Below are 12,325 nucleotides of genomic sequence, written 5' to 3'. Positions count from 1 at the left end.
CAAGAAATGCTAAAACCCTTCATTAATGCCAGGATTTTACCATATTTGAGAGAATTTATGGGATCGCTCTTGACATCTGTTTGGCGTTAACTTGTTTGGGAATTTTAATGTATAATTTTATTCTTGCGTGCTGATAAAATTTATATCACTTTTCCCAGAGAATAATCTATAAATATTTACTTACTAATACAAATTATCTATGAAGATAGTAATAGCAATCCTAAATCATAGGGATTAAAATCGCTGTAAAGCTTATAATTGGGTGCTTTTAATCTCCTTATATTCTCACGTTTGAATTCGAATTGCTATATCTGATTCATTAGTTATGATTGTGGGCATCTATGTAAAAATCTTAAAACCCTCTTTCTCTCTGCTCCCTAAACTTTGCAGTCTGAATGATAATTTTTTTACTCAGCATGATATAAGACCAATGGCAGGACATATACAAACTGAATGCGATCGCCGTTATCACAATTGCAAATATACTCAATAAGTAAGATAGATATAACTATCTGACTTTTCACGTTATGTGGAAAAGTCCACGAAAAACCTAACCCCCTAACCCCCTTCCCGATGCGGGAAGGGGGAAATTCAAAGTCTCTCTCCTTTTAGGAGAGAGATTTAGAGAGAGGTTTTCCAGATGCCGTGAAAAGTCAGATATAACTATCTATGCATAAAAAAAATTAAAGTTTGTAGTAAGGACTTTAGTCCTAGCTTTGGGGACTGAAGTCCCCACTACAAACTTGTTATTATGGGTGTTTTAACGGACTTTATATTTAGATATGAGTTTAAAAAAATTAGCTTTTTTTACTATATCTGCGGAATATAAGTTGAACTATAATTGCTGATTGTCAGTTTTTGAGAGTTGCTGGGCGATCATCTCCAATAACTGCTTGAGTTTTATCGGCTTGGCTAAGTAGTGGTTTGCGCCCGCTTCTAGACACCGTTCTAAATCTCCCGGCATGACCAAAGCTGTCAGGGCAATGATCGGAATCGAGTGGGTTTTGGTATCGGTACGAATTTGACGGGTTGCTTCTAATCCATCCATTTGTGGCATTTGAATATCCATCAAGATGAGATGAGGCTGATGCTGTTTAGCCATTTGCACGGCTTCTAAGCCATTGCGGGCAAGCATAACCTGAAAATTATATGCCTCCAGGTAACTCATGAGCGTAGTGATGTTGGCTTCATTGTCTTCTGCTAACAAAATTTTGGGGGTTTGGGCTGATTCGGCCGCAGCAATGACAATGGCAGCTTGTGAGTTGGGCGATTGAACCTTTGCGAAAATCCGGTTCAATGCTTGATAAAACTTTTGTCGCGAGAGAGGTTTTAAAAGATATTCAGTAGATCCTAACTCTAAGCTGCGCGATCGCTCATCCACTACTGAAATGAGAATAATCGGAATATTCTGAGTCTGGGGATGTGCTTTTAACTCCCTTAAAACTTCCCACCCAGAATTCTTAGGCAGCAAGATATCCAGCACAATCACATCCGGCTTGACTTGTAGAGCAACTTTCAATACACCTTCCCCAACTGGGTGAATTACACTAGTTGCGCCTAATTCCGCAAAATATCGTTTAATTTGGTTGGCAGCCACACCGGAATCTTCCACCACTAAAGCTTGTTGGATTTCACCTTCGTTCAATCGGGCTTCAGGTAATGGTGAGTCATCTTGTTTAAATAAGGGATGCCACGGCAACATGACACTAAAGCAACTCCCTCGTCCCACCTCGCTCTCGACGTGGATGCTGCCACCATGTAAATCGACAATACGTTGTATAATCGATAATCCTAGTCCGGTTCCTGTGTAACGTCGTGATAGGGAACTGTCTAACTGAATAAACGGCTGAAATATCTGGCTCAAATTTTCTGGGGAAATCCCAATTCCGTTATCAGTTACCCGAAATTCAACGGCTTGCTGTGGCGAGTTCATCTTGACTTCAAACTTAACGCGACCTCCATCGGGCGTAAATTTCACCGCGTTTGTCAACAAATTGACCAACACCTGAAGCAATCTACGTTCATCAGCTTCGATCTCGGTGATGGTTGGATCGATTTCGCAGGTTAGTTGAATTTGTTTTTGTCGAGCTTGTTCTTTGACAAAATTGAGACTAGATTCACAAACTGAATCAAGCGAGACTGGACGTAATTCAATCTCCATCTTGCCTGACTCAATTTTAGATAGGTCTAAAATATCGTTAATCAATGCCAGTAAGTGTTCCCCACTCTGTTCGATAGTCTGTAAAAACTGGCTTTGTTTCGGGGTTAAGCTGCCAAACACTTCCTCCAATAGGGCTTCAGATAATCCGAGAATTGAATTGAGAGGGGTACGCAACTCATGACTCATATTTGCCAGAAATTCGTCTTTAAGTCGGGCAGCTCTGGCTAATTCTGCATTGGCTAAACTGACACGCTCACTACTATGACGCAGTTGGACTTCTGCCTCCTTCAGCTTGGTAATATCTCGTCCCACAGATTGAAATTCTGTACATTGTCCTTGTTGATTAAATATCATCCGGTTGATCCACTGAGTCCAGCAAATTTCCCCGTTGATCATGACTCGATTCTCAACCGTGACGGTGGGATTTTCGGCACTCATAGAGTTTACCAACCGAGTCACCATTTCCCGATCCTCTGCAAAAATCACAGGTTGAAAACTCTTACCAATAATTTCCTCTGGTTTTAGCCCAAAGTAACGACAATAAGCACTATTAACAAACTGAATGGTGCTATCTGGTAAATACCGGGCAATCAATTCTGTTTGATCTTCAACAATGGCACGATAACGGGCTTCACTCTGCTGCTCTAGTTGGGCATAAGCATTAGCTTGCTGGAGGGCTATTCCCAGGTGAACTGCAAGTTGTTGTAGTAATTCAATTTCCATCGATTGCCACGATCGCGGGGCAGTACAATGATGAGCAATCAAAAGTCCCCACAATTGGTCATCTCGCAGAATGGGAACAACTAAATTTGCCCATACCTGAAACTGTGCGAGAAATTCCACATGACAGGGAGCAAGACTGCCGTCATAAATATCAGATTTTGCCATCACCCGCCCTTGCTGATAGCGTTCTATACAACTTTCGGCAAAGCAAGGGTCATAGATTTTGGCCGACAGGACTGCTCGCCATTCTCCGACAACAGATTCGGCGACAACAATGCCATTTACGTCAGAATCTAACTGAAAAACGATGACGCGATCGGTCTGGAGAAACTGGCGCACCTCAGTTACAGTGGTTTGGAGAATTTCATCTAGTTCCAGTGATTGGTGGATTTGCTGGCTGATTTGTCTAGTCAATCGTTCTCGTTCAATCTGCTGTTGCAGTTGGGTACGGATCTGTAGGCTGGCGATTGCTCGATTCATTGCCAGGTGTAACCCTTGCGCGCTAATTTGCCCTTTGACTAGATAATCTTGTGCGCCGGCTTTCATCGCCTGAACTGCGATCGCTTCATTGCCCTGTCCCGTTACCATAATCACCGGGAAACATGGCTGTTGCAGGCAGGATTGTAACCGAGCCAGAAATTCTAGTCCATCTAAATCGGGCAGTCGATAATCAAGTAAAACGACATCTGGCTGGTGTTGCTGCCATAGTTCCAGACCTTGTTTTCCTAGTGTCGCCTCTAAAATGGTATGGGAATACTCCCGATCGCTTAGTAAATACCGCCGATAGAGTTCTCGGTCTTCTGCGGAATCATCGACAATTAAGACAGTGCGCCATCTCTGACTCATTACTAATCCTTGGAATAATCAGGCAGTGTCGTCACTTCAAACCAATATTCCACAAGCATCTGAATATCTCGTTTCAGTTGAGCAAAATTGATTGGCTTAACAATGTAGCTGTTGACACCATATTGATAGCATACTTCAATATCTTTAGGATTGTTAGAGGTAGTAAACACCACCACCGGAATCATCTTCAAGTTGTCATCCTGTTTAATCCGGCGTAACACTTCTCGTCCATCCGTTCCGGGCAGATTCAAATCAAGCACAATCAAACCGGGACGGGGCGCACTCTGGCGCTCCACATAACTGCCAGTGCGATAAAGAAACGCCAAGGCTTGTTCCCCATTTACACACCTCTGAATAGCGATCGCAATGGTAGAACGCCCTAGAAATCGTTGCAGTGCCTCAAAGTCTTCGTTGCTATCCTCGACAATTAAAAGTAGTGGCGTTTCCTGGATCGGGAAGGCTGAAATCCGAGTCATATATTTGCCTCCGCTGACAGGGTGAAGAAAAACGTACTACCTTCAGTTGGTGTAGATTCCACCCAAATTCTACCACCGTGACGTTCCACAATTTTGCGGGCAATGGTTAACCCTACGCCAGTCCCACCGCCAAAGTCATCCCGTCCATGTAAGCGGCGGAAGATTTGAAAGATTTTGTCGAGATGCTCTTGGGGGATGCCAATGCCGTTATCACGAACGTAGAAAGTTAGAGAAGTAGAAGCAACTTTGCTTTCTCCATTGCCTTCGATGAAACCAATTTCGACCCACTTCTGGGGTTTATCGTTGTACTTAATGGCGTTGCTAATCAGGTTGCTGAAGAGTTCATTAATCTGAGCGCGATCGCCTTGAACGCTTTTCAGGGGTTGAGGAATGCGAAACTCAACTTCGCTCTGCGGTCGGGAAATGGTCAAAGTGGTGATTACCTGCGGCACTAACTCGTTTAAATTCACTGGTTGCCGGATCAGTTCGGCGCGTCCCAACCGCGAGAAATGGAGAAGGGAATTGATCAGGTCTTCCATTCGCTGCGTCAGCCGTACCAAGGTTTGCAGTTTCGCCATTCCATCGCTATCTAGTACGTCTGCATAGTCTTCCATTAAGAAGTTAGCGTAGTTGTGAATGCCCCGCAGCGGTTCTTTTAGGTCATGGGAGGCAACATAAGCAAAAGAATCAAGCTCTTCGTTACTCCGTTGTAATTCAAAATTCATCGATGCCAGTTTATCTGCCTGCCGCAATACAACGCCCACAACTAGACTTCGCAGTTCAGTAACCGCCTCTATTTCACAGGGTTTCCAGGGCAGGGCAGATCCTTGCACCGTTTCTTGCCATAATTCAAAGGATTTGCGAGGAGACATTCTTAAACTACCATCTGAGAAAACTTCCACAGGCTTGTTGGGGTTGCCGCCCCAATTCACCGTTTGAATTACCTCTGGGCGAAACCAGAGAATGTAATTGTGGTGAACTTTGGAAATTTCCAGAGCTAAAACGCCACTAGCGATCGCTTTAAATGACTCAGCAGCAGGGTAATTTTTCGTGAGCGATCGCGTCTCAAACAAATTATGATGCAGTTGAGGTTTAATCCAATCAAGTAAAGCGTGAATCTCTGACTCCGGTGGCGTTTTACCGACTCGAATATACTGGTTGCCACTACATATCACAGCTCCTGTGGCACTAACCAGATTGAGTAATTGAGATTTCATTTGCACCATGCCATCCAGGAAATACTCAGCCTGAGACAACCCTTCGACAAATTGAGTTTGTAATGACTTTAATTGACTTTTATAATCAATATCTTCACTTGCCTCTTTATTTGCCAGTTCCACAGACATCACCTGTCCAATGAACTCGCAGATGGTGCGGATATTGTAAGAAATATATTTGGGTGACGAATGGTGACAGGCAATCAATCCCCAAAGCTTTTGCTCGTGCATCAGAGAAATAGACATAGAGGCGGTCACGCCCATATTTTGTAGGTACTCTAGATGAATTGGAGAAACACTCCGCAACACCGAGAGACTGAGATCCAACGGTTGATTTGTTAAAGGATTGTTCGCTGGAATTAAGGTGACAGGCTGGTAGCTGGCATCTGGAATCAGCCGCAGCCAATTAAGGGTGTATAGCTGTCGGGCTTGCTTGGGAATGTCAGAAGGCGGATAGTGTAAATCCAAATAGGGCGTTTCTTGATTGGTGTCTTCAGCGATGACGCTGCCTGCCCCTTCGCGATCAAATCGATAGACCATGACGCGCTCGAAGCCAGTAATTCGCCGAACTTCTCTCACCACAATCTGGCACATTTCTAGCAGCGTTGGTGCTTTCTGAATCCGGGTAATGGTTCCTCTTACCTGTTGATAGAAGTCAAAAAAGCCTGTTTTATCCTTCGCTTTTTTCGGCTCTAATTCTAGAATAATAATATTCTCTAAATGATGCACAATACCATCAAAATGAATTAATTTATTTTGATGTTTGATAGACAGATTTAGGGGATTGACGCTCTCAAAATCCTCTGCAAGACATTGTTGAATCAGCTGAATATGCTTGATATCAAGTAAATCTGACAATGGCTTGCCCAGCAATTTATCAGGTTGACGACCAACAACTTCCTGGATGTTGCTGCTCACCTGAAGGATTTCCAGGGTGGGATCTTGCAAAACCAGTAAAACCCCGTGAGGCTGGATCAAACTTGGAATGTGGATCGGTTCGCGATCGCAGTTTGTCAAATCAATGATCTCATCAGTCATTCTCTGTTTATCCAACTCCTCATTAGAACTCTGGCTTAAAGGAGGCAGAAGGCAGAAACTCTTTATATCTGAGATTTTGAGTCCTGCATTTTATACCTCACTTAAAAGCAAACTCCTATATTCACACTACTAGCCTAAACTCAAACTAGAGTCTCCGGTATCTACTCTTGGCTTAATGTTTCAATCAACAAATCTACCTGTTGCTGTCGCTGCTGCAAAAAACCTTCGCACTGACGCAAATACTCCACAGCAGTGGCAAATTGGTCAAACACAGCTTCCAATTCCAACTCACCCGCCTCAATGCGAGTAATAATTCCCTCTATCTCAGCAACCTTCGCCTCATAATTCCAACCTTCCTCAGAACTAGAAGCACCCTTACGTTTAACCATTCAACTCTCTGCGTCCTCTGCGCCTCTGCGGTTCGTTCACTTCCATAACCTTCACTCTAACTCCACCCTGTCCCAACTGAATCATTAACTCTTCCCCCACAGCCAACTCCACCGCCGAACGAGCGATCGCCCCATCTTCCCTTCTCACCACCGCATAACCACGCTGCAACACCGCTTTCGGGTCAAGAGTTGCCAACTTTTGCCGCAATAATTCTAAATGCTGCGTTGCTTGCTGCGATCGCCCCGTCGTAATTTGCACCAAATGCTGACGCTTCCAAGCAAGCTTTTCCACTTCCTGCTGCACTTGCCGATCTAACCGCAAACGTCGCAAACGATTCCGTAATGCTTGCAGTTTATTCTCGGCATTTTCTCTAAAGTCATGCACCGCCTCATGTAAAGCCACAACTCGCTGCCGATGTTCAGTATACAACTCTGAAAGTGATGGCACAACCATTTCCGCCGCCGCAGTCGGTGTATGCACACATACATCTGCAACTAAATCTGCTAAAGATTCATCTCGTTGATGGCCGATCCCAGTAATTACAGGAATCGAACAACTAGCCAGCGATCGCACCACTCGTTCATCATTAAAGCAAGCCAACTCTTCCACCGCGCCACCACCCCGCGATAAAATTAGCACTTCGGCGCGTCCATCTCTTTCCACCCGCTCAATTGCTTTGACGATAGATTCAGGTGCTTGCTCACCTTGTACGGTCGCCGGAGAAAATAAAACGTGTAAACCTGGATACCTTTGCTTCAGGGTTTTTTGAATATCACCCCAAGCAGCAGCCGTTGGTGAAGTGACGACAGCGATCGTTTGAGGGTGGGTGGGGAGCGATCGCTTTCTTTGCGCGTCGAACAATCCCTCAGCCAGCAAGCGGTTTTTGAGTTGTTGATAGCGTAATGCCTGTAAACCAACACCAGCAGGTAAAGTCTGCCAAACTGATAACTGATACTCTCCCCGTTGTGGATATAGGCGAATACTACCCAAAATAATTATTTGCTCACCAGGAACAGGCATTTGGGCGAGTTTTGGCAATTGGCTATTCCATACTACACACTTAATTCCGGCGGTGCGATCGGGATCTTGCAGTGTAAAAAATAAACCACTGCGATGGTTGTTAGCACTGGAAACTTCGCCAGTTACCCAAACTTGCCGCAATTGTTCATCTTGCTCTAACAGCAAGCGGATATAGTCAGTTAATCCAGAAACTGAAAGCGCTGTATCGAGTATCAGAGAGTCGGGAAGGTCGAAAGTCATCAAAGATACCTGAAAGCAAAAGCCTAATTAAATCTTAGCAAATAACGTTAATTGATAGCTATTTTGTTGAATAATCAAACTGAAAATATCCAAAAAATCTATTAGACTTAAATTAATCACTAAATAGAGTTTAAAACTATAATGGAAAAAATAGAACTTGAACTAGACAGACTCACCTTTGAACGAGCAAAAACTCTGGCAATAGTCAATCAATCAACTCTATCAGAATTGATTAGTCACGTAATTGAACGTTTAGCAGAAGTTCAGAAGAAAAACGATCCCTTAATGGGATTATATGCTGATGTTCCAGAAATTGTTGATGAAATTGTTGCTGAGGCGATGGAAAAAAGAGGATATACTGGAACAGATGAATGAAGTAGAAAAGTCCCTATTTGATACGGATATTCTTTCAGAAATTATTAAACGAGTAAATCCTCGTATTATTGTCAAAGCCAATAGTTACTTAAATCAGTTTGATAAATATACCATTTCTGCAATTACAGTCATGGAAATTGTAGAAGGCTGGCAAAAACGTAAGCAAGAAAAACGTCTTCAGCAATTTTTAACTATACTGGCTTCACAGGAAATATTATCCTTTGACTTGACAGAAGCAGTATTAGCAGGGAAAATCTACGCTGATTTAGAGACAACCGGAAAAAGAATTGGTTATCCCGATTGTATGATTGCTGCAATTGCCATCAGTCATAATATAACTTTAGTTACGGGTAATTTATCTCATTATCAAAGGATTCAGGATTTAAATTATTCACTAAAACTAGATAACTGGCGTTTATAGTAACAATGGTAATGCATGAAGTGCCATCAAGTTTTGCCATTAGCTGAATGCTCTAATGCAGATGTATTTTGTCATTTAATTTTTATATCCTGTATTACAGTATGGATGAGTTATCTGTCCGTTATCTACACTTGCCAATCCGCCATCTTCTTTACGCTGGATATGATCAATCGAAATTGAGTTTCTATGGATAAGACCCTGACAAATTTTACATTTTTGTGCATTTTGTAATGCATCTTTTATATAAATCTCACTTTTTTTATTTGTATTAAAGTCTTGTGTAGATGAATGAGTTTCTTGATTTATTGTACGAATAGTCAAGTACTGAAAATCATTACTAGATATAATATCATTTAGAATATTATGAATCGTTTTTTCAGTTTGTAAATTAGTTACAAGTTTCTGAAATAATTTTGATACATCTTTGTAGCTTTTTTGAACAGACCTATATTTTAAATAAATTTGCTGAATCAAATAATCATATTTTATGAGGCATTCCTCAAACTGTTCTCGTACTTTAATGAAGTCATTTATTTTTTGTCTTTTATCAAGTTCCATTACAAAATCAACTACAGCAAGTAAGGATACTGTTCTATGTCGTCCCTCTTTTGAGTAAAAATATATAACTGGATGTAACCCCAAAGATGAGGAATGATTGCTATTTAATCTATACACAATCTTTCTGGTTTTCTTTAAAATCTGTATTGTTGCTTCACCAGTTAAGTCATCATTAATTCCCTTATTATTAAAATCTAGATTGTTAACAACATTCACAAAATCTAAAATTAGTGGTAATGTTTGCGATGAATAAAGTTTTCCTCCAACTGGTATGTCCAGAGTTTTTATAGGAGTCTTTAACTTAGGCGCAAAAAGTATTTCATTAATCTCTTTGGCTATTTCTTGTATTTGATATTGTGTTTCATTTGAAAAAGATGACCAATATTTGTGCCCTTTGCCGCTTCTAATAATTGCACGCGCTGCAATACTGTTAGGCTTTCTCCTAGATTCAAGGAGTTTTAGCTCAGTTTTATCAATTGGTGCAGCTTGTTGATTAATTTTGAAGAATGAACTTTCTGCTTTAGTTGCATCACCTTCAACCCATTGAAGTTGAATTGCCAAGGCTGCTAGATTTTTAGCATATTTGACAACTTCGGGTTTAACTTTATCAGGGTATGTGGAAGCCAACTTAAAATCATCATACGAACCGACTGTTTTGTTTACTAATTTTCGCGTTTCTTGAGCAATTTCTAGTTGTTCATCAGAAATTACCCCATCATAAAAAAGTTTTGAAATTTTCCCATCACCATAATCATCATTTACCCAAGCAGATAAAGCACTTAATCTATGGCTACCATCAATTACAAACAAGTAGCCACCTGTACTTCGCCATAAAATAATTGCTGGTATTAAATCGCCCTCAAGAAAACTTTTGATAAATTCACAAATTCTATTTTTATCCCATTCGTTAGTTTCTCTTTGAAAATCAGGTTTTCTGATGTTTGAAAAGAAGAATGAGTCTATCTTAAGGTCTTCAATAGAAATTGTTTCTTTTTTCTTGCCCAGATTAATATTTTCTTCTACATCAAAATCCTCTCTTGGAATCAGAGCATCTAGATTAACTTTAGCCATGATGTTTTCTCCTGTATTGGTACAATTATACGTCAAGCTCATAGGCAGCAAGTACGACTGAGCATCATAGCTTCTCAAAGCTAAAAGTTACCTAAAGCATTGAAAATCCCTTTACTACTACCCTAAAAGCCTTCTACATCAATCCCGACCCAATGAAGTAATGAAGTCGCTGTAGATGATATGCTTATTGGAATGGCGATCGCTCCGAATTGAGCAACCTCCGCAAATGCTCACTAGTACAGTTCTACTGACAGTGTTGTTTAGGTAACTTATTTTTTCTTTGAAAACCCTTGCTTACCCAGCCAAAAAAAGCTATCTCTGAATGCAAGTTGGTATCATTGTGCAAAACTACCCTAATCTGGTAGCGATCGAGTTACGATCTTGTCACACCCCTTTTTTGATTTGAGAAGTTCTATTCCAGAATTTTCTGGTTAAAATAGTATATCTGTTCTACTCAAACTCCGACACCAACACTCCTTAAAACCATATATTAAGAGGCATTAGAGACAAGAATGGCTATCAACACCGATACTTCTGGCAAGCAAAAAGCACTAACTATGGTGCTAAACCAGATTGAGCGCAGCTTTGGTAAAGGAGCAATCATGCGCCTGGGCGACGCTACCCGGATGCGGGTGGAAACAATTTCTAGTGGAGCGCTTACCCTAGATTTAGCATTGGGTGGTGGTTTACCCAAAGGGCGGGTAATTGAAATTTATGGGCCAGAAAGTTCTGGTAAAACTACAGTAGCGCTACATGCGCTCGCCGAAGTGCAAAGAAATGGCGGTATTGCTGCCTTCGTTGATGCTGAACACGCCCTAGACCCTACTTATGCTGCGGCATTGGGTGTAGATATTGACAATTTGCTAATTTCCCAACCTGACACTGGCGAATCAGCTTTGGAAATTGTCGATCAGCTTGTACGCTCTGCTGCGGTTGATATTGTAGTCATTGACTCAGTAGCAGCACTGGTTCCCCGTGCTGAAATTGAAGGCGATATGGGTGATATTCACGTTGGTTTGCAAGCGCGGTTGATGAGCCAAGCCCTGCGTAAAATTACGGGCAACATTGGTAAATCTGGTTGTACAGTAATTTTCATTAACCAGTTGCGGCAAAAAATCGGTGTTACCTACGGTAGCCCAGAAACCACGACTGGAGGTAATGCATTGAAATTTTACGCTTCGGTGCGCTTGGATATTCGTCGAATTCAAACCTTGAAGAAAGGTACAGATGAATTTGGTAATCGCGTTAAAGTCAAAGTCGCCAAAAATAAAGTAGCGCCGCCCTTCAGAATAGCGGAATTTGACATTATTTTTGGTAAAGGGATTTCTACCTTGGGTTGTATTGTAGACTTGGCAGAAGAAACTTCCATTATTGTCCGCAAGGGGGCTTGGTATAGTTACAATGGCGATAATATCTCCCAAGGGCGAGACAACGCTATTAAGTATCTAGAAGAAAAGCCTGAATTTGCTGAAGAGATTAAGAAACTGGTGCGTGAAAAGTTAGATAAAGGTGCTGTTGTTTCTGCTAACTCTGTAGCTAAAGCCAGTGAAGAAGATGAAGAGGAAGAAGTCGATTTAGAGCCAGAAGAATAAAAAATGTGGATTTATTAATCTGCAATTGCTAATAGATGGTGCGTTACAAAGACAGCTAACGCACCTTATTTTTTCTCAAAATCTCTATTTTGGTATATAAAATGCAAGCCTAAATCCAGACAGTGAATAGATTTGGACTGATAAACGCATCCTACTTGATATTTTGGCGTAGACGTAGCCCGTCTTAGATATCGCAC

At 41.5% G+C, this 12,325-nt stretch carries 9 protein-coding genes; 3 read left to right on the top strand and 6 right to left on the bottom strand.

Annotated features, from left to right (window positions below):
• Positions 1 to 835: 835 nt before the first annotated feature.
• The 5 genes from HWQ42_RS03665 to xseA form a co-directional block, all read right to left on the bottom strand.
• Positions 836 to 3,730, bottom strand: a complete 2,895-nt coding sequence (locus HWQ42_RS03665; protein WP_292809408.1) for a response regulator — start codon at positions 3,728 to 3,730, stop codon at positions 836 to 838.
• Positions 3,731 to 3,732: 2 nt separating this feature from the next.
• Positions 3,733 to 4,206, bottom strand: a complete 474-nt coding sequence (locus HWQ42_RS03660) for a response regulator (protein ID WP_292809406.1) — start codon at positions 4,204 to 4,206, stop codon at positions 3,733 to 3,735.
• Positions 4,203 to 6,461 carry an ATP-binding protein gene (locus tag HWQ42_RS03655; protein ID WP_292809403.1) on the bottom strand — a complete coding sequence of 753 codons (2,259 nt, stop codon included), beginning with the start codon at positions 6,459 to 6,461 and terminating at the stop codon, positions 4,203 to 4,205. Before HWQ42_RS03655 ends, HWQ42_RS03660 begins: the two co-directional genes overlap by 4 nt.
• A 161-nt stretch (positions 6,462 to 6,622) precedes the next feature.
• The gene (gene xseB, locus HWQ42_RS03650; protein ID WP_099102361.1) at positions 6,623 to 6,850 is read right to left on the bottom strand and encodes an exodeoxyribonuclease VII small subunit; all 228 of its coding nucleotides are present in this window, start codon (positions 6,848 to 6,850) and stop codon (positions 6,623 to 6,625) included.
• A complete protein-coding gene (gene xseA, locus HWQ42_RS03645; protein WP_292809402.1) occupies positions 6,843 to 8,111 on the bottom strand; it encodes an exodeoxyribonuclease VII large subunit in 1,269 nt (422 codons plus the stop codon). Before xseA ends, xseB begins: the two co-directional genes overlap by 8 nt.
• Before the next feature lie 141 nt (positions 8,112 to 8,252).
• Here xseA and HWQ42_RS03640 point away from each other — a divergent pair, with 141 nt between their 5' ends.
• Entirely contained in the window at positions 8,253 to 8,486 is a 234-nt protein-coding gene (locus HWQ42_RS03640; protein ID WP_292809399.1) for a hypothetical protein, read from the top strand.
• Entirely contained in the window at positions 8,479 to 8,907 is a 429-nt protein-coding gene (locus HWQ42_RS03635) for a type II toxin-antitoxin system VapC family toxin (RefSeq protein WP_292809398.1), read from the top strand. Before HWQ42_RS03640 ends, HWQ42_RS03635 begins: the two co-directional genes overlap by 8 nt.
• A gap of 75 nt (positions 8,908 to 8,982) precedes the next feature.
• Here HWQ42_RS03635 and HWQ42_RS03630 read toward each other — a convergent pair whose 3' ends face one another.
• Entirely contained in the window at positions 8,983 to 10,536 is a 1,554-nt protein-coding gene (locus tag HWQ42_RS03630) for an HNH endonuclease (RefSeq protein ID WP_292809396.1), read from the bottom strand.
• Positions 10,537 to 11,048: 512 nt separating this feature from the next.
• Between HWQ42_RS03630 and recA the strand changes: the two genes are divergently transcribed.
• Positions 11,049 to 12,128 (top strand): recombinase RecA, encoded by a 1,080-nt coding sequence (gene recA / locus HWQ42_RS03625; RefSeq protein WP_114082455.1) that lies wholly within the window; start codon positions 11,049 to 11,051, stop codon positions 12,126 to 12,128.
• Positions 12,129 to 12,325: the final 197 nt, after the last annotated feature.

The organism is Nostoc sp. JL23, from assembly GCF_017115065.1.
Lineage (GTDB): Bacteria > Cyanobacteriota > Cyanobacteriia > Cyanobacteriales > Nostocaceae > Nostoc > Nostoc punctiforme_A.
The sequence above is the reverse complement of the archived record's forward strand: the minus strand, read 5'-3'. Positions and strand labels throughout refer to the sequence as shown.

Coding starts and splice junctions, on each gene's coding strand:
- HWQ42_RS03665 (WP_292809408.1), bottom strand. CDS start 3,730: ATGAGTCAGAGATGGCGCACTGTCTTAATTGTCGATGATTCCGCAGAA.
- xseB (WP_099102361.1), bottom strand. CDS start 6,850: ATGGTTAAACGTAAGGGTGCTTCTAGTTCTGAGGAAGGTTGGAATTAT.
- HWQ42_RS03660 (WP_292809406.1), bottom strand. CDS start 4,206: ATGACTCGGATTTCAGCCTTCCCGATCCAGGAAACGCCACTACTTTTA.
- recA (WP_114082455.1), top strand. CDS start 11,049: ATGGCTATCAACACCGATACTTCTGGCAAGCAAAAAGCACTAACTATG.
- HWQ42_RS03630 (WP_292809396.1), bottom strand. CDS start 10,536: ATGGCTAAAGTTAATCTAGATGCTCTGATTCCAAGAGAGGATTTTGAT.
- HWQ42_RS03655 (WP_292809403.1), bottom strand. CDS start 6,461: ATGACTGATGAGATCATTGATTTGACAAACTGCGATCGCGAACCGATC.
- HWQ42_RS03635 (WP_292809398.1), top strand. CDS start 8,479: ATGAATGAAGTAGAAAAGTCCCTATTTGATACGGATATTCTTTCAGAA.
- HWQ42_RS03640 (WP_292809399.1), top strand. CDS start 8,253: ATGGAAAAAATAGAACTTGAACTAGACAGACTCACCTTTGAACGAGCA.
- xseA (WP_292809402.1), bottom strand. CDS start 8,111: ATGACTTTCGACCTTCCCGACTCTCTGATACTCGATACAGCGCTTTCA.